The sequence below is a fragment of the Bacillus cereus genome (genome assembly GCF_007678085.1).
Taxonomy (GTDB): Bacteria; Bacillota; Bacilli; order Bacillales; family Bacillaceae_G; genus Bacillus_A; species Bacillus_A cereus_BE.
This window is the reverse complement of sequence record NZ_VEDW01000001.1, coordinates 123779-144796: the sequence shown is the minus strand read 5'-3', so window position 1 is coordinate 144796 and position 21018 is coordinate 123779. Positions and strand designations below refer to the sequence as shown.

The following is a 21018-nucleotide window of genomic DNA, read 5'->3' as shown; positions in this document are numbered from 1 at the left end:
CTTCATGACAGCAACAATTCAAAATGAAAAAGTGATCGTTTCCATTTCTGACAAAGGTGCAGAATTACAAAGCGTTCGCTTAAAAGAAGATAACACTGAATATTTATGGCAAGGCGATTCTACTTATTGGGGGCGCCGCTCACCTATTTTATTCCCAATTGTTGGCCGATTAGTAGATAATACCTACTACGTAGATGGTAAGCCATATTCTTTAACACAACACGGCTTTGCTCGTGATCTTACATTCTCTGTAAAAGAACAAAGTGAAACGAAAATCACTTATATTGTAACTAGTAATGAAGAAACATTAAAAAAATACCCATACGAATTTGAATTACTCGTTTCTTATGAGCTAGACGGACAAATCGTTCATGTAATATATGAAGTACATAACCCTACTTCAAAAGAGATGTTCTTCTCAATCGGAGCACATCCTGGTTTCAACTTCCCGTTACTAGAGGGTGAATCATTTACAGATTATCATTTATCATTTAATGGTTCTGAGCGCTTAGAAACAAGCGTATTAGAAGGACCTTACCTTTCAAGTAAAAAGCAATTAATTGCTGAAAATACGAATGAATTACCACTTACATACGATTTATTCAAAAATGATGCACTTATTTTTGAAAATATGAATACGGATGAAATCTCTATTCGTTCTCATAAACATAATAAATTTGTAAAAGTAGAATTTGATGGCTTCCCATTTGTCGGCGTATGGACACCAGGCGAGAACGCACCTTTCTTATGTATTGAACCTTGGTACGGTATTGCTGATGAAGTAAATCCGGCAAAAGATTTCAAGGAAAAAAAAGGAATTCAATCTTTACAAGCGAATGAAACATTTACATGTCGTTATAGTATTACAATCGGCTAAGTTACTCTATCCCCTACTCCAAGAAAACATATAAGTAGGGGATCATCTTATAATTTGGAGGTTTCTCATTTTGATTGAAGTATATATTGATGGTGCATCAAAAGGAAATCCTGGTCCTTCTGGTGCAGGCGTGTTTATTAAAGGGGTTCAACCAGCTGTACAATTATCATTGCCCCTTGGGACAATGTCCAATCACGAAGCAGAATACCACGCTTTACTTGCGGCATTAAAATATTGCACAGAGCATAATTATAACATTGTCTCTTTTCGTACAGATTCGCAACTTGTCGAGCGAGCTGTTGAAAAAGAATACGCGAAAAATAAAATGTTTGCACCACTATTAGAGGAAGCACTGCAGTACATAAAAAGTTTCGATCTCTTTTTTATTAAGTGGATTCCAAGCAGTCAAAATAAAGTTGCTGATGAATTAGCTAGAAAAGCTATCTTACAAAATTAACGGGGGTATGAGTGTGAAAAAAGATTGGATTGCTCCTCTTGCGTTATTATTCGTCTCTTTTATTTGGGGAGCTACGTTTGTTGTCGTTCAAAATGCAATGTCGTTCGTTGGTCCATTTACTTTTAATGGTATTCGCTTTTTATTCGCTGGAATTATTTTATTATTCGTTCAAATGATTTTCTCAAAAAACACTTCAAAACAACATATAAAACAGAGTAGCCTCGCTGGATTAATCGTTGGATTCTTTTTATGTGTTGGCTATGTATTACAAACATTCGGCTTACTTTATACAACTTCTTCAAAAGCAGGCTTCTTAACAGGGCTTAGTATCGTTATGGTACCAATTCTATCTTTTATCTTTTTAAAACAAAAAGCTACTATTTTTATCGTACTTGGTATTGCTGTAGCAACAGCAGGTTTATACTTATTAACGGCTGGTGATTCTTTTCAATTAAACATCGGCGATATACTCGTTCTCGGTTGTGCAGTTGCTTTCGCTGCTCATATTCTCGTTAACGGCTTCTTTTCTAAGAAAATATCACCTTTATTACTAAGCACATCACAAGTATTAGCTGTCGGTATGTTTTCTTCTATTTGCGCCTTTTTGTTTGAAGATTGGGAAAAATTATTTTCAATAGCACTATGGACGAATTCTTCCTTTTTATTCGCCCTATTTCTAACTTCCCTATTCGCGACATCTATTGCTTTTTTCATTCAAACATCAGCGCAAAAACATACGTCTCCAACGAGAGTAGCAATTATTTTCGCAATGGAGCCCGTTTTTGCTGCATTAACAGGCGTTCTCGTTGCAAACGAACAACTTTCTCTTTCTGCTATTATCGGATGCCTATGTATTTTCCTAGGCATGGTTTTTGTTGAATTACCTTCCAAAACAAAAAAAGAAGCGCAGGCTGCGTGAAGTTACGCTTGTAACTTCCGCATAAAAGCCTTAGCGCTTTTTTTATCCGTAATCTCTTCTTCTTTCAATCGTTCTAATAACGCAACAAAATAACTCCCATCAAACTGTAATTGATGTTTAATTGTCGCTTCTATTGCTGCGTTCACAATTCCATCAGATGCACCAGTATATCCTTGTCCGAACATAATAAATCCTTGTGCTTCCTCTGATAATTTAAATCCCTTCGTATGTAAGAATGAAAGATAATCTTCTACTGTTTGCATGTTATTCCCACCTACTCAAAAATTCTCCATCTCCTATCATACATGTTTTTACATGCTATGAGAATGAAATTTCTTTGACAACTTTGTAAATCTATCGTCTACTTCGTAGACAATAGAGGATTTCCCTACAATCTGAATGAATATGTATAATAGCACTTATTTCATATTAAAGGGGAGACACGATGAAACAAGCACTATTAATTATCGATGCGCAGCAAGAATTAATGGATGGGAATGAACAAGAAAATGAAGTTTTTCGTAAAACCGAGTTATTATCTACACTAAATACAGCCGTACAAAAAGCAATAGATGCAAATGCCCTTATTGTTTTCGTAAGAGATATCGATGTTGCTTCTGGCAGCGGAGAAGGATTTGAAGTACATAATCAAATTAAAGTACCTCAGTCTGCAATCCTTATTAATAAAGCAGCAACAAACTCATTCTATGGCACTTCTCTACTCGAACTTTTAAAAGAAGAAAAAATTAACCATATCGTTATCGGTGGATGTAAAACAGAACATTGTATTGACACTGCTGTTAGAACTGCTACTGTACAAGGATTTGACGTTACATTAATTAAAAACGGGCATTCCACAACTGATTCTAGCGTATTGTCTGCAGAGCAAATTATTGGTCATCATAATAAAACTTTACATGGCCATTATAACGTTGATCATTTTTCTATGGTGAGAGATATCGAGGAAGACCTCTTTCAACCAACTCACAATCAGTATCGTGATTAACGAAAAAGAATCCTTCGTTCAGAAGGATTCTTTTCAGCCAAAAATTTGCGCTGCAATGCTATATAACTCATTATTCCTTTTTAATAATTGATCGCTATTTTTCAACATAATTGGTGGTATATTCGCCTTTTTAAAACCAGCAATCTCTAACTCTTTCAGAAAATCGTCCTTTCCTTCTGGTACATCAATTCTCAATTTACCATTATGATCTCTTGCTAAATAATGTACAATTCTCATTGCCATTGCATCATTTTTAGCAACGACTGGACCTATTATTTTATTTTCGGGTGTTTGTACACTCAAACCATATCCTAATGCATTTTGTTCCTTATCCTTTACAACGATACACTGTTCACTTTGCATAATTCTTTTCGTTAAAAACTCTTCTCTATTTGTTCCAAACGCATATTCATCTAATTTTATTATTTCTTGTAAATCACACTCTTTATAATTCATTATATAATCTTCATTTCCTATACAATAATCATTCACATTGTACGAGTTACATATGTATTTAGAAACATAGCTTACTGCTCTAAATCCTAATTTTTCATATAAAGGTTTTCCCTCGTCCGTAGCAATAAGCATAATGGAAGTTTGATCCGATACGCTCTTAATACATGAATTCGTTATCGCCTTCCCAATCCCACTTCCCTTATAATTTGGATGTACAATCACCATTCCGATAGACGCTACTTTCTCCCCATATAATATTATTGCCGCGCTAGCAATAAGTTCCTTCCTCCCATTCCACACACCGTATACAATACCTGAGTCAAAAATAGTCTCAATTTCTTCTTTGTTATAATCCCACCCAATATAAGAAGATAATGCTATAATATCATCAATATTTTCTTTTCTAAGACGCTCCACGCTAAATGCCAATTCACCCATTCTCCACCTCATTATTTAGACGTTTACATCAATCTTCCCTATTCAACTCGTACATGTTTCCCTTTATTTGTCACATACATATCCTATTTTGACCAAGACTATATTGTAAATGAGGTGAAAACATGCCCATTACGAATCGATTTTCTACCACCACTAACGGGGCACTCGCTATTACAGGAAATACACTAGGCTTAAGTAAAATTAGTAATCAAAATCGTGCTGGTACAATCGGGGCAATTGGTGCATTCGCAACTACGAATACCGCTTTACAAGTACCTACTTTTCCTGCTGGTACAACATTAAACTATACACAAAATAGTTCTACCGCTATATTAAATATACCTGCTGGTAGTACTATTCTTTACGCAGAACTTGTTTGGGGGGGAAACTATTTATCTCGTGATCAAAACATTACGAGTGTATTAGGAAACCCTGTTTCTTTTACAACCCCTGTGTCAACATACTCGATTACCCCTTCAGCTGTTACAGCTTCTAATCAAACATTCGTTTCTGGTTCTGTCACATTTGGATTCTATACACGATCCGCAGATGTAACCTCGCTCATTCAAGCTGGAGGATCTGGCTCTTATACAGCCGGCTCTGTCCCTGGACTTGTAGATCCTATAGATGCTTCTAATGGAACAATTAATTCAGCTGGCTGGACGCTTATCGTCGCTTATCAAAACGGGACATTACCAGCAAGAAACTTAACAATTTACGTAGCTGGAAACCGTGTTTCTGCTGATACTGGTAGTGCAGATGTAGCTGTTTCTGGATTCTTAACACCTTCAGGAGGACCTGTAAGCGGGAGATTATTTTTAAGTTCTATTGAAGGAGATGCAGATATTACAGGGGATCAAGCGTTATTTGGACCAAATTTCAGTTCATTAAATGCTTTATCCGGGCCAAATAATGCTATAAATAATTTCTTCGGTTCTCAAATTAATAATGCGGCTGGAAACTTAGATACAACTGGGACATTCGGAACACGCAATCAAAGTGCCGCTACAAGCACAAATATCTCCGCAGGCCGGCAAGGTTGGGACATTACTTCTATTGATATTTCTCCTTATTTAACAAATTCCCAAGTCTCAGCTGCAATCCGTTTAACAACTAACGGAGATGCATATATGTTAAATACAGTCGGGTTACAAATTAATATAAACTCACCTAACATACAAGCAACGAAAAGCGTGAATAAAAGCGTCGCTGCAATTGGAGATGTCCTCACTTATACCGTTACTATCCCTAATACCGGCCTTCTGCCTGCTAATAACGTTACTTTTACAGACATACTCCCTAACGGCACTTCCTTCATACCTGGCACTGTAACAGTAGATAACATACCACAAACAAATGCAAATCCGGCTGCTGGTATATCTCTTGGAACAATTAATAACAGCGCTTCTCGTACAGTAACTTTCCAAGCAACTGTCGTTTCTCTTCCAAATCAAAATCCAATTTCTAACACTGCGAATATTACATTTCAATATACACCAATTGCCGGTGGAACTACTTTTAACGGTCTTGCAACAAGCAACTCTGCTGGAACACAAATTAACCTGGCAGATATTAATGGTACAAAATCAGTTAACAAAATCTTTACTGATATTGGCGAAACGTTAACTTATAGTATCGCCTTAGCTAATATAGGAAATATTGCAGCAACGAACGTTATATACACGGATCCGATTCCTAGCGGGACTACTTTCATTCCAGGAAGTGTAACTGTTAACGGAGTTACTCAAGCTGGCGCAAATCCCGCTAATGGTATAGCAATTGGATCTATTGCTGCTAATTCTACGACTACTGTTGCATTTCAAGTACTCGTTCCTTCTATCCCACAAACAAATCCAATATTAAATAGTGGCACGACAACATATCAATACATTCCTGTACCAAATCAACCTGCAGTAAGCGGGACTGATACGACGAATATTGTCTCCACTCAAGTGAATAACGCTACTGTCACAATGACGAAAGCAGTAGATAAATTTTTTGCAGATATTGGTGATACACTAACTTACACAGTTTCCTTTACTGGCACAGGGAATACAAATGCAAACAATGTTATTTTTACAGATATCATTCCTACCGGAACAACTTTTGTCCTTAACAGTTTAACAATAGATGGCACGACACAAGTGGGCGCAAATCCCGCTAACGGTGTGAACATTGGATCAATCCCAACTGGTACAACAAAAACTGTTTCATTTCAAGTAGTAGTAAACACAATACCCGCGTCAAATGTCGTATCTAATGGTTCAAGCGCTTCTTATCAATATACCGTCAATCCTAGCCAATCACCCGTTACAAAAAACATTTCTTCGAATCTCGTTTCCACTCAAATTAACAATGCGAACTTAACATTAACAAAATCAACAAATAAACAATTTGCTACAATTGGCGAAACGATAAGTTATACAATCCTCATTACAAACAGTGGAAATACAGCTGCTACGAACGTACAACTAACAGATCCACTTCCAAATGGAACGATATTGACTCCTGGTACTGTAACACTAAACGGAGTTTTACAAAATGTAGATTCTCTCGTTGCTTTACCTATCGGAACAATTCCTGGCGGAGCTACTATTACACTCTCTTTCCAAGTAACAGTCATCAATATTACCGCCCAAAATCCTATCATTAATAATGCTTTCGCTTCTTATCTATATACTGTAAACCCAAGTCTGCCACCAACTTCAAAAACAGCAAATTCTAATTCTGTTACATCAACAATTAGACTAGCAAACCTTCAAGCTACTAAGTCTGTAAATCAAACGTTTGCAGAAGTTGGTGACATATTAACTTATACCTTTTCTCTTACAAACGATGGAAATGTTGCGGCGAACAATGTAGTACTATCCGATTCAATTGCGAATGGTACTGCCTTTGTGCCAGACAGTGTTACGATTAACAATGTTACTCAACCAGGCGTTACACCAACTAGCGTTACTATTGGTAGTATTAATGCCGGTACTACAATTACAGCTTCATTCAAAGTATTAATAACTAGCATCCCAAATCCAAACCCTATTTCAAATAGCGCTTCTATTTCCTATAACTTTATCGTTGATCCAAATGCTCCCCCTGTAAGTAAGAACACAACTTCAACCACTATATTTACTCAAGTAAATGACGCAAATGTCATTTCAGCAAAAACAGTGGATCGAGCATTTGCTACTGTTGGGGATGTATTAACTTATACCATTCTTTTAACGAATGCAGGAAGCGTTACAGCTGATAGTCCAACTTTCGTAGATACAAATCCAGATGGCACTACCTTTATTCCAAACACTTTCCTTATTAATGGTGTGCTACAAAATAATGCAGATCCGAACATCGGCGTTCCGTTACCTTCCATTCTTGCTAACGGTGAAATTACTGTTTCTTATCAAGTAACTGTCACCTCTTTACCAGCGCAAAATCCAACAATAAATTCATCTAGTACACAGTATAGTTTTATTTTAAACCCAGGAGATCCACCAACTATAGAAACCTCTTTAAGTAATACTGTAAGTACACAAATTAATTTAGCAAATGTAATTATTTTCAAGGATGTAGATTTAACTATCGCCAATGTTGGGCAACCAATCACGTATACAATTGCCCTAGCTAACCCTGGAAATACTCCAGCAAATAACGTAGTCGTTACCGATATACTCCCTCCCGATACGACACTCGTACCAAATAGTATTTTTATAGGCGGCGCTTTACAACTAGGTGCGGATCCAAGTGTTGGTCTTCAAGTTGGTACGATTCCAGCAGGCGGCATTACAACAATTGTTTTCCAAATTAGTGCAAATAGTTTACCTTCACCAAATCCAGTTCAAAACAGTGCTGCACTTCAATATAGCTTTATCGCAGATCCAAATTTACCTGCTGTTGTTAGAAATGCTACTAGCAATATAGTAACGACACAAATTAATACCGCTAATATTGTTGCTACGAAACTAACAAGCACAAATTTCGCTGATGTTGGCGATATCATAACGTATGCTACAATTTTAACGAATAACGGCAATATCCCTGCCTCTAATGTAACGTTTACAGATATCATTCCAGCTGATACCATCTTCCTTCCTAATACTGTAACGATTAACGGCGTCCCTATAGCCAATGCAAACCCTGCTAACGGCATTCTTATCGGTACGATAGGAGCAAATTCATCACGTACTGTTGCATTCCAGGTTTTTGTACCAACTATTCCTAGTGAAAATCCAATTACAAATCAATCAAGCACTACATTCCAATACACATATGATCCATCCAAACCAACCGTCATGCAGATGGTTGCCTCCAACACCGTACAGACAACTATTAATAACGCTACGATTACCTCTGTAAAATCTGCAGATAAACAGTTTGCGAACGTAAATGATATCATTACGTACACGACTACTTTAACGAATAACGGAAACACACTTGCATCAAATATAGTGTTTACCGATGCCATTCCAAGCGGGACGTCTTTTATTCCAAATAGTGTAACAGTAAATGGGAATATACTCTCTAATGTAAATCCAGCGAATGGAATAGCGATTGATCCAATAAATCCGAATGCAAATACGATAATTTCGTTCCAAGTGCAAGTAAATTCCATCCCGAATCCGAATCCAATCCCTAATCAAAGTAATACAACGTACCAATATGTTGTAAATCCTAACTTACCTCCTATATCCTCTAATGCGCTAAGTAACGTAATAACAACCCAAATCAATAATGCTACGATTATCGCTACCAAGTCAGTGAATACACCGAATGCTGCAATTGGAGATATCGTTACTTATACGATTGCAGTTACAAACACAGGAAATATCCCTGCTAGTGCTACAGTTTTAACAGATGGACTTGGACCAGGTGCATCCTTCATCCCAAATTCCGTTACGATAAATAACGTATCTCAACCTGGAGTAGACCCTTCACTAGGTATTCATTTAGATGATATTTCACCAGGAGACACTACTTTCATTACATTCCAAGTGAAAATCCTTGCTATTCCACCTAATGGCACTTTAACGAATAATGCTCTAGTAAACTACGAATATACAGTGAATCCAACTGAAACGCCAGCTGTTGGAAGTACCGTTACAAACACGACAGTTACACCGATTGTTGACGCTACTTTAGTAATAAATAAAAATGCTAGTACAACTTCCGCTACAATTGGTGATACGATTACATTCACTTCATCTGTTACAAACACAGGAAATACTACTGCGAACAACATTGTATTTACAGATACAATTCCAAACGGTACCGCCTTTGTCCCAAATAGCTTTAAGATAAATGGTGTAACAATCCCGAATGCAAATCCACAAAACGGTATTACTATTGGTAACTTGAATTCAAATGCATCGGTTACACTTAGTTTTCAAGTAAATATTACAACTCTTCCAAAACCTAATCCAATTCAGAACAAATCATCGCTTCAATATAGCTTTATTGTTGATATAAATGAGCCGCCTGTTTCACGAACAGTTCAATCCAATACAACTTTTACACAAGTAAATACTGCCTCCGTTATCGCAACAAAAACTGCAAGCAGTGCATTTGCTGCTGTTGGAGATACAATTACGTATACAACTACACTCACTAATAACGGAAATACTACCGCTAACACACCTGTTTTTATCGATATATTACCCCCTGAACTTTCATTCGTGCCTGATAGCGTACAAATTAACACTATCCCACAACTCGGCTTTAGACCAGATAGCGGGATTTCTTTAGACGCAATTCCAGTTGGAGGAACGACAACAATTAGTTTTCAAGCGATCGTCGGCTCAATACCAACTACAAACCCAACATTGAATCAATCTAGCACAACTTATTCTATCATTGTGGATCCTACCGAGCCGCCAGTAACAGAAACGGCTACAAGTAATCCAACTTTAGTGCAAATTAACGAAGCAATCATCCAAGCAACGAAAAGTGTAGATCGTCTATTTTCTGACATCGCACCTGGAAATTCATTTTTAACGTATACAGTTTTATTAGAAAATATCGGGAACACAACTGCTACGAATATCATTTTTACAGATCCAATTCCAAATAACACAATATTCATAGAAGATAGCGTTCGAGTAGGCGGAGTTTTATTACCTGGAGTAAATCCAGCGAACGGGATACCGATTGGGGATATTATTGCAGGAGATTTTACAAACGTCACCTTCCGCGTGCAAGTAGTTAGCATCCCAAATCCTATTTTTACAATCGGACCTGGAGGACCAAACTCGCCGGTTGTAAACGGTGCTTCCATTGATTATCAATTTATGACAGGACCTAATTTACCACTTGTTTCACGAAGTACGACATCTAATGCTGTTTCAACACAAATAAATTCTGGGGAAATTGTGGCAGTTAAATCTGTAGATAAAACTTTCGCTACAATCGGGGATACACTTTCTTATACAATTTCATTAAGTAACCCTGGAAATGTCACTTCCCAAAATATAATTTTCACGGATATTTTACCTGAAGGAACAACATTTATTTCCGGAACACTTACAAACGATTCTGGTACACAGCAAATTGGAAATCCAGCTAGCGGAATTCAGATTGGAAATATAACCCCCGGTAATATAGCTACTATTACGATAAACGCACTTGTAACAAACATTCCAAGCATAAATCCTATCTCTAATTTTAGTTCCGTACAATTTGAACATGTGGTTGATCCTAGCCAACCTTCTGCATTACAAACAACTATATCTAATACAGTTTCAACGACCATTAATAGTGCAATATTAAATACAACAAAAACTGTTGATAAATCTATTATTTCCGTCGGTGATACACTTACGTATACGACTACGATTACGAATACAGGAAATACAAACGCTACAAATATAACTTTTACAAGTGCCATTCCTCCTAGCACTACTTTCGTACCAGATTCGGTCACAATAAATGGTATCCAACAGCTTGGTGCACAGCCAGCACTTGGAGTAACTATACCAAATATCGCTCCAGGTGAAACAGTAACTGTTACTTTCCAAGTAAATGTTATTTCTGTTCCCCCTTCAAGCTCGATTATGGGTAACGATACGATTTTATACTCTTATACTGTTGATCCAAACGGAGCTCCTGCTACTACTTCTACTTCAACGAATATCGTTACAAACCCTGTATTAGATGCTATGTTAACGATGGTAAAATCGGTCGATCAAACACTTGTAACGCTAGGTGATACTATTACCTATACGACAATCTTAACGAATAACGGTAATACAAACGCTACGAATATTACGTTCACTGACCTTATACCAGATGGTACAACGTTTATTGCTGATAGCGTTACAATTGATGGCATCACACAAATTGGACTTAATCCTAATACAGGCATAACAATTGGAGCAATTGCTCCTAACAGCTCAATAGCAATAGCATTTCAAGTTACCGCTACTTCTACTCCTGTTCAAAATCCTATTTCCAATTCCGCTAGTGCTTCTTACACATTTATCGCTGATCCTAATGCCCCTATTGTTTCAAAGAATGTCAATTCAAACACAGTGTTTACTACAATTAACACAGCTACCATTCTTTCATTAAAACAAGTCGATAAATCCTTTAGTCGTATTGGAGACACACTCACCTATACCGTCACTCTATCAAACAATGGAAATTCCGCCGCACAAAATGTCATATTCACTGATACAATGCCAAGCGGAACCACATTTATTACAAACTCTTTTTCTATTAATGGCATTCCCCAAAGCGGTGCGGACCCATCGAACGGTGTAAATATTGGGACTATAATAGGTGGGACTACAGTAACAGTTTCGTTCCAAGTTACTGTAACGTCATTACCAATCGAAAATCCAATTGTAAATTTCTCATCAACATCGTATCAATTAGTTTCACCGCCTGATGCAGAAACTTCAATTAGTAATCCTGTTTCAACACAAATTAAAGAAGCTATATTATCCATGACGAAAAATGAAAGTGTCTCCTTTGCAGATATTGGGCAAACTGCTTTTTACACTACTTCTATTTCGAATATAGGAAATACAGATGCAGCCAACATTGTATTCACGGATGTATTACCGAGCGGACTCACATTTGTTCCTAACACATTAACTGTTGATGGTGTTTTACAACTTGACGCGAATCCAAATACCGGTGTATTACTTGCAGCACTTCCGCCTAATGAAATATATAGTATCGTCTTTCAAGTTGCAGTGAACAACATTCCACCTATTAATCCAGTACCGAATACCGCATCCACGAATTATGAGTTTACTGTTGATCCAAATAATCCTCCCGTTTCAAGTACAGCTAATTCTAACACGACCCTTCTTCAAATAAACAATGCAACTATTATTAGTACAAAAGCAGCAAATCTTACTTTTGCGGATGTTGGTAATACAATAACATTTACACTTAACCTTCCTAATTCTGGGAATGCAGCTGCAACTGATGTTACCGTTATCGATATACTTGATAGCAATTTAAGTTTCGTTCCAAACAGTTTCACAGTTAATGGGCAAACTATTCCAAACGCTGATTTATCTACTGGTGTAAATATCGGCTCAATTAATGGTGGAAGCACATCAATTGTCACATTCCAAGCCATCGTTTCAACCCTCCCAATCAACAATCCGATTTCTAATTCGGCTCTTACCACTTACCGTTATATTGTTGATCCAGATCAGCCGTTCATTTCAACTTCTAATCAATCTAATACAACGACGACACAAATTAATAGCGCTATCCTTACTGCACAAAAAAATTCAAATGTGTCAACAGTAGATATTGGGCAAGATATTATCTACTCCGTTACGATTACAAATAGTGGAAATGTTAGTGCGACGAATGTTATTTTTACCGACCTAATTCCAGACGGAACTTCCTTTGAACCAAATAGCTTTACACTTAACGGAACTACCATCCCAAATGCATACCTAATTACAGGCGTTCCAATTGGTGATATTGCCCCAAACGAATCTGTCATTGTAGCATTTCATATTAGTGCCGATGAAATTCCGCCTATAAATCCAATTTCTAATCAAGCTAGCGTTAGCTTCCAGCATATCGTTAATCCAGCTAATCCTCCTGTTTCAAAAAACATTACTTCAAATAGTGTTACAACAACAATTGAAAGTGCTATTTTAACTACTACTAAAATCGGAGATAAAGCTTTTGCAACGATTGGTGATACGATTACGTATACAACTACGATTACGAATACTGGAAATATTCCTGCTAATAACGTTATTTTCTCAGACCCGATACCATCGTGGACACAATTTGTTGCAGGATCAGTTATTGTTGATGGCACTCCATTAGCATCCGCTTCTATCATTGACGGTATTGGCATAAATACGATCATTCCAAATCAAACTGTAACAATCGTATTCCAAGTTCAAATTGTAAGCAATCCAACAACATTTACACCGGAACTCCAAAACTTAGGGTTTGTAAACTTCCAATATAACGTAGGAAATGCATTACAAGCTCAGCCTGGCAACGTGGAAACGAACGTCTTCGTTACTTCTATTAATTCAGCAATACTTTCAGCTGTAAAAACTGCTAATGCTGCCTTTGCAAACATCGGAGACACGATCGCTTATACAGTTTTAATTCAAAATAACGGCAATACAGATGCTACGAATGTAAATTTCTCAGATTCAATTCCAGCAGGAACAACTTTTGTTGAAAATAGTTTTACTGTAAATGGAAGTACCATTCCAGGTGCAAATCCAAATAGCGGCGTTAATATTGGAACCGTGAACGCGGGTAGTTCCTTAACTGTTACTTTCCAAGTCATAGTTACATCTACTCCACCTTCGAACCCAATTACAAACGTTGCATCTATTCAATACGAATTTATAGTTAATCCGGCCTCTCCTCCTGTTACAGGTACAATAACTTCTAATAGTGCTTCCACACAAATTAATAACGCTACTGTTACAACTGTTTTAGAAGCAAATCGATCAATCGTATCTATCGGAGATATCATTACGTATACAGCAACATTAACGAATACTGGAAACTTCCCTGCAAATTCTGTATTACTCATTAATGGCGTTCCTGAAGGAGCATTATTTGTTCCAAATAGTGTTACGCTTAACGGGATTCCACTTCCAGATGCAAGTCCAACTCTCGGTATTCCAGTTGGCATTATCGCACCAGGTGATTCCGCTACGATTACGTTCCAATTTCTTGCAAGTTCTATTCCACCGCAAGGAGCGATTATAAATCAAGCACTTACAAGTTACACGTATATTGTCGACCCAAGTCAACCTCCAGTTACAGCAACATCTTCATCTAATACGGTGAATACAGCTGTCGTTGATGCATCGCTATCTGTAATTAAAAATACAGATTCCCTCGTACAGTCTACTGACGGTACAATCACTTACACTATAGTCGTTCAAAATAACGGGAATACAACTGCAAATACAGTTACTTTAACAGATTTAGTCCCAGAGGGAACCGCATTTATTCCGAATAGCGTGACCATTAATAGCGTTTCAGCTCCAGGTACTGATCCAAACGTAGGAATCCCCTTAAACGCCATTGCACCTTCAGAAATCGTCACCGTCACATTCCAAGTTATCGTTCAATCCATTCCAAGCGTGAATCCAATTTCTAATATAGCTCGTATTGACTATACTTTTATCGCCGATCCAACTGCTCCTATCATCTCTCGAACCATTACGTCTAACCCTGCTTTCACACAAATTTCAGATGCAAATGTTCTTTCTTTAAAAGCAGTCAATGCACAACAAGCAACAACAGGTGATATTTTGACCTATACGATAACGCTAGAAAATACCGGAAATATTCCAGCTACTAATCTCATATTTTCAGATACGATTCCAGAAGGGACTACATTCGTAGAAAATAGTTTTACACTTAATGGAACAGCTATACTTGGTGCAAATCCAAATGCAGGTGTTACTTTGCCTAACCTAGCAGCAAACGCTACTCACCTTATTTCGTTCCAAATTCTTATTAACGATTCATTCTCGCAACAATCGATTACAAATCAATCTAATACAACATATACAATTCAACCAGACCCAGGACAACCGCCTATTACTGAAACATCTTCAAGTAATATTGTCATTACAAATTTCGTGCTAGCACAATTGACAATTACAAAAACGTCCAATCCAATAACTGTAGATATTGGCGGAACTATACTTTATATTTCTGAAGTGAAAAATATCGGCAATGTTGATGCAATAAATATTATTTTTACAGATGTTATTCCAGCTGGGACTACATTCGTTCCAGACAGTGTCACAATTAACGGTGTACTTCAGCCTGGTGTAAATCCAGAAAACGGCATACCACTTGGAACGATTCCACCAAACAGTTCCAAAACAATACTATTTCAAGTACAAACAAATAACACACCAACTGAAACCGAAATTGTAAATCAATCATCTGTAACTTACCAATATGTAAGTATTCCTACAGCTCCACCAGTGAATCGCACTGCAAATTCTAATATCGTTACAACATCACTTCAAAATGCAAATATTATTTCTGTTAAACAGGCGGATGTTACTTTCGTATCCACCGGGCAAAATATCACCTACACAAATACACTACAAAATATAGGAACTGTTCCAGCTAACAATACGGTGTTCATTGACAACATTCCAGAAGGTACTATATTCATTGAAGATAGCTTATCAATAAATAATGTAATTCAGCCTGGTGTGAACCCTGAAAATGGAGTAACTCTTGGCACGATACAACCAGATGAAACAATCACTATTTCATTCCAAGTACAACTTATAAGTATACCAGAGGGCAACACAGTCATTAACATTTCAGACACTTCGTATGAATACCAAATTGATCCTAGTTCTCCTATTATTCAGCGCAGATCGTTATCAAATGCAGTAAATACTGAAGTGCGGACGGCAAATGTAAGTGCAATTAAATCCGCTAACAGAGCTATTACACGCATCGGTCAAATCATCACATATACAATCGCAGTTACAAATGCTGGTACAGTACCTATTACAAATACTCTCCTAATTGACGCAATTGCTGCTGGCACCATATTTGTTCCAAATAGCATACTTGTAGATGGCATACCAAGGCCTAACGAAAATCCAACTACCGGTATCAATCTTGATATAATTCTTCCAAACAATACGATTATTGTTACGTTCCAAGTAAATGTAGTCTCTATACCTTCTCAAAATAACATTAATAATATTGCTGTCATTCACTATGAGTATCAACCAGCCCCAAGCTTACCACCAATTTCAGAAACGATCACTTCCAATACTACAAATATACAATTTATTGATGTTATTCTTATCGCTACAAAATCCGCTAATACAGTATTAGCAAATATTGATGACACCATTGAATATACAGTATTCATTCAAAATAACGGATCTACTACAACTAACTCCATCTTTTTTACAGATACTATAGAAGATGGAACAATATTTATTCCAGGAAGTGTAATAGTTAACAGTACTGTACTCCCTGCAGCAGATCCAAATATAGGCTTTTCCATTCCTAATATCGCACCAGGTCAATCGACAACAATAACATTCCAAGTTGTCGTTGCGAATTTACCTTCTATAAATCCAACACCTAATACTGCAAACATCGTCTACGACTTTATTTTCAATCCTGACTTTGCACCAATTCAAAAATCTACTACTTCCAATACTACTTTCGTCCAAATAAATGATGCTGATATCGTTTCACTGAAAACTGTTGATTTAACTTCTGTAACGATTGGTGACATTTTAACTTATACAACAACTTTAACGAATACAGGAAATACGGATGCTACTTCTGTTGTATTTACAGACAATATCCCTGATGGAACAACCTTTATAGACGGTAGTGTTTTAGTAAATAATATCCCTCAGCTTAACGCGAATCCAAATACTGGTATACTTGTAGGAACGATTGCTCCTAACACTTCTATCCCAGTCACGTTTTCCGTTACTGTGGTATCTCTTCCAGCTAGCAGTCGTATCCAAAACCAATCAACTTCTCGTTATACAATTAATGGCGAGGAACAAATATCAACTAGTAATATTACCTTCACTGAAGTTATTTCTGCTAATGTACTCGCTATAAAAACAACGCCTATCCAATATGCTGACCTACAAACGATTATCCCTTACACAATTGCCATCACAAACAATGGGAATATACAAGTAGAAAACATTATCGTTACAGATATCATCCCAGCAAATACGAGCTTTATAGAGAATAGTGTTATTGTGAATGGCACCGCTCGTCCAAATGACAACCCACTTAACGGGATACAACTTGATAACATTCCACCTAATACGACAGCAACTATTCTATTCCAAGTACGGGTTACTTCAATTCCGCAAACAAATCCAATCTCTAACACGAGTACAATTGAATACCAATACACGATACCGAATCGACCACCTATTACCGAAACTATCATTTCGTCTGCTGCTACAACAGAAATTAATCACGCAAATTTGAATAGTAATAAAGCTGTGGACCTTGCATTTGCAACAATCGGTGATACGTTAACGTATACGATTACGCTCAATCAAACTGGTAATGTTGCAGCAAATGATGTAGTTATTCAGGATACTATTCCTCAAGGTACTACATTTATAGAAAATAGCGTCATTGTAAACGGAGAAACTCTTCCGGGAGTTAATCCAATAAGTGGTATACCAATTGGTACTATAACTGTCGGCGGAGATGCTAGTGCTTCATTCCAAGTTTCTGTAACTTCTATCCCAACACCAAATGAACTGACCAACCAAGCCATTACTACCTTTAACTATATAGTCAATCCAAATAATGTACCTGTTACAAACACAACTACAACAAATACTGTCACAACAACTGTCCAAAATGATAATGTCGTTGCGATAAAAGCTGTTGATTTCACGAGCGCCTTGCCTGGTCAAACTTTAACGTACACTATTACCATTACGAATAATGGTAATATCACAATTGAAGATCTTCTTCTAGTAGACACGGCACCAGTAGATACAACTTTCGTTATTGGTAGTGTAACGATCAACGGAATCAATCAACCTAATGAGAATCCTGAAAATGGTATTACATTAGGAAACCTTGCTCCTAATGATTCTGTTATTATTACATTCCAAGTGACAATATCTTCTTCTACTCTTCACCCTACAATCAATAACGATGCGACTATTTCCTATACGCCTATTGTCGGTCCAATCGAACCACCTATTACGATTACAAGGCAAATAAATACCGTTACAAAGCAAACAAATACTGTTACAACGATAATCATTGATCCAATGGTTCATATTGAAAAAACAGCTGATAAATCTATGGTCATGATAGGAGATATTATTACGTTCACATTAGAGATATTTAATGACTCTCCAATTCCTACAATAAGTACTTCCGTTATAGACAGTCTTCCAGCTGGTACAACATTCATAGAAAACAGCGTAACAATTAACGGTACCCTAGTTCCAAATGTTCGTCCAGATACAGGTATTAATATCGGCGCTTTACCTGCAGATGAGGTAACAACGCTAACATTTCAAGTTCTCGTCACTTCTATTCCTTCAAACAGTACAATTATCAATTCTGCAACAGTTACAGCCGCATTCCAGTTGACACCACAAGATCCAATTGTTACTTTTATTGTTAATTCAAATATCGTTCGTATACCAGTTCAATTTATAACTGCGACAGTAGTAAAAAGCGCTTCCGTCAGCTCAGCTTATTTAAACCAATATTTTGATTATACGGTGCGCATTACGAATACTTCTGATATTTCACTTTCAAATGTTTCGTTACAAGATACCATTCCAGCAGGTTTACAATTTATAAACGGCACTGTCTTTATTAACGAGGAACGCTCTCCACTAGCGAATCCGAATATCGGTTTCCTAGTCGCTACTAACTTGGAACCAGACGAAACAATTATCGTGTTATTTACAGTACAAGTGATAAGTCCACCTGTTAATAATGAATTTAAAAATACTGCCAATATTTCATTACAACTTCAAGTCTCGCCTACCGATCCACCAATTACAGTAACCATTACAAGCAATGAAAACATCGTCACCTTTATCTCAGACAATCCAAATGAAATACTTCCAAATTTAAATTGTTTCTTTGATGGGGAACGTTTTATACACATTACTCCTCGAAATATACGAAACTACTTTTGGGCTTGGATATGGTGGCGTTAATGTAAACAAAAAGAGATTGTAGTTTGGTTGAAACCAAATTACAATCTCTTTTTCATTCCCTTTATCGTACTACCTAATAACTCGTCCAAGCATTTACAACCAATCATCATCTCAAGTTATTTTAGTCGTAATAAGTTGGCCAGCCTCATTAATCGTTACTTTCCATTTCGCTCCACTAGCAGTCTTCATAATAATACCTTTACTTGCTTCTATTTCAATATCTCCAAACATTCTTCCTCCAGATGTCGCTAACCAAGCATTCCCATTCTCCATAGAAGACCTCGCAAACATACGATTAATCCGAAAACGCTTATGATCTTGAACGTAACCACTCAGTGTAATTCTCAATTTAAATAGTTGACTCGCCTTCATATTCGATATAATTGTATCGCCTACATTTAATGGAACATCCGATGCAACAACCCAATTTCCAGTTGCACTTAATGCATATTCAATTTTAATTTTCTCCGGGCTCTCTCCCCAGCCAAAATACATTCCAAAACAATTCAACATTTTGATTGGATTTTTCGTGAAATCTAGTTCAATCACAACTGGATTACTATCTGGAACATCGATATAGTTTACACTTTGTTCATCTATTAAATTAAAACAATTTGCAAGATTCCCCCCGTAAGGTAATTTTCCACTTACTTGCTTAACAGTATACTTCTGCTGAGCGTTTACTAAAATATCATCTTGGTTCCCTATTAAATGTGGTTTATTTAACATAATCGGCAACTGAATACGAAGAGATTCTTCATAGGTAGACTTACAAACATTGTATTGTCCTTTATCGACAATAGTTGTGGAAAGTAAATTCGAAAAAAGGTAATTACGATGCGAATTAGAAGAAAATTCAATGACAATCTGTTCACTACTCATCCGGTACGTATCCCAAATCATACAATCAAATGTATTATAGGCACCTGTACAACGAATGACTTTTTTCGTTTGCTGTCTACATTGCACTTGAATATCATGAAACGTATTCCCTGAACTTTCATTTGGTAAATCACTGTTTCCATCAACCTCTATCCCATACTGACATCCATCAATAAATATAGATTGAAATACATTTGCGTTAATCCAGCAAGGTGTATTTATATCATCTATATATTCTGTCTTTAAATGGATCGCTGTTTGAAAGTTTTTAATTTGAACAAAGTTAACTTGAAAGAAACTAATATAATCCCATGCTTTTTGACAATAAAAGTGTATAGCCTTACCTTTATATGACGACGTTGCATTTATTATATTTATATTTGATATAAGAGAGTGATTAGGAACTTCTATTTGTTGTGAACCGGAAACATAAATAACCGTAGATTGAAACACTGGATTTATAACTTGAACTGTACCACCTGTAATAGACGCATTTTGTTGCAGTTCAAACGCATTAAAATCTCCATCAATTTGCAATATAACAGTAGGATCTAGCTCTAACCTGACATTTGATTTAATAACAATTGGCTTTACAATTTTGTACGTATTTACCCCTGTAATTCTAACCGTCGAAATTCGGTTCGCTACACAATAATTTATAGCTTGCTGAATTGCTAATGAGCTATCATTCCCTGAGTTCGGAACTGCTCCAAAACAATCAATATGAACGCTATTTTCTGGTGCACAATCTTCTTGGGAAGAAATATATTCTGACAAAATAAATTCACTCCTCATATTACCTTTTTC

The 21018-nt window shown here is 36.7% G+C and carries 8 protein-coding genes; 5 read left to right on the top strand and 3 right to left on the bottom strand.

Going from position 1 to position 21018, the window contains the following annotated elements:
- Positions 1-4: 4 nt before the first annotated feature.
- From FS742_RS00710 to FS742_RS00700, 3 genes are all read left to right on the top strand, one after another.
- Positions 5-877, top strand: a complete 873-nt coding sequence (locus FS742_RS00710) for an aldose 1-epimerase family protein (protein ID WP_144610690.1) — start codon at positions 5-7, stop codon at positions 875-877.
- Between the two features lie 70 nt (positions 878-947).
- Positions 948-1334 (top strand): reverse transcriptase-like protein, encoded by a 387-nt coding sequence (locus FS742_RS00705; RefSeq protein WP_000573873.1) that lies wholly within the window; start codon positions 948-950, stop codon positions 1332-1334.
- A 13-nt stretch (positions 1335-1347) separates the two neighbouring features.
- Positions 1348-2253 carry a DMT family transporter gene (locus tag FS742_RS00700; protein WP_144610688.1) on the top strand — a complete coding sequence of 302 codons (906 nt, stop codon included), beginning with the start codon at positions 1348-1350 and terminating at the stop codon, positions 2251-2253.
- A 2-nt stretch (positions 2254-2255) separates the two neighbouring features.
- Here FS742_RS00700 and FS742_RS00695 read toward each other — a convergent pair whose 3' ends face one another.
- On the bottom strand, positions 2256-2516 hold the full coding sequence (locus FS742_RS00695; RefSeq protein WP_001195212.1) for a DUF6123 family protein: 261 nt from the start codon (positions 2514-2516) through the stop codon (positions 2256-2258).
- Between the two features lie 182 nt (positions 2517-2698).
- Between FS742_RS00695 and FS742_RS00690 the strand changes: the two genes are divergently transcribed.
- Positions 2699-3259 (top strand): cysteine hydrolase family protein, encoded by a 561-nt coding sequence (locus FS742_RS00690; protein WP_144610686.1) that lies wholly within the window; start codon positions 2699-2701, stop codon positions 3257-3259.
- Positions 3260-3292: 33 nt separating this feature from the next.
- On the opposite strand, the gene FS742_RS00685 is transcribed toward FS742_RS00690, so the two are convergent.
- On the bottom strand, positions 3293-4153 hold the full coding sequence (locus FS742_RS00685; protein ID WP_144610684.1) for a GNAT family N-acetyltransferase: 861 nt from the start codon (positions 4151-4153) through the stop codon (positions 3293-3295).
- Positions 4154-4275: 122 nt separating this feature from the next.
- Here FS742_RS00685 and FS742_RS00680 point away from each other — a divergent pair, with 122 nt between their 5' ends.
- Positions 4276-19329, top strand: coding sequence for a DUF11 domain-containing protein (locus tag FS742_RS00680; protein WP_144610682.1), 15054 nt, complete (start codon positions 4276-4278; stop codon positions 19327-19329).
- A gap of 111 nt (positions 19330-19440) precedes the next feature.
- Here FS742_RS00680 and FS742_RS00675 read toward each other — a convergent pair whose 3' ends face one another.
- Positions 19441-20988 carry a glycoside hydrolase family protein gene (locus FS742_RS00675; RefSeq protein ID WP_144610680.1) on the bottom strand — a complete coding sequence of 516 codons (1548 nt, stop codon included), beginning with the start codon at positions 20986-20988 and terminating at the stop codon, positions 19441-19443.
- Positions 20989-21018 lie beyond the last annotated feature (30 nt).

Coding starts and splice junctions, on each gene's coding strand:
- FS742_RS00710 (WP_144610690.1), top strand. CDS start 5: ATGACAGCAACAATTCAAAATGAAAAAGTGATCGTTTCCATTTCTGAC.
- FS742_RS00695 (WP_001195212.1), bottom strand. CDS start 2,516: ATGCAAACAGTAGAAGATTATCTTTCATTCTTACATACGAAGGGATTT.
- FS742_RS00690 (WP_144610686.1), top strand. CDS start 2,699: ATGAAACAAGCACTATTAATTATCGATGCGCAGCAAGAATTAATGGAT.
- FS742_RS00685 (WP_144610684.1), bottom strand. CDS start 4,153: ATGGGTGAATTGGCATTTAGCGTGGAGCGTCTTAGAAAAGAAAATATT.
- FS742_RS00680 (WP_144610682.1), top strand. CDS start 4,276: ATGCCCATTACGAATCGATTTTCTACCACCACTAACGGGGCACTCGCT.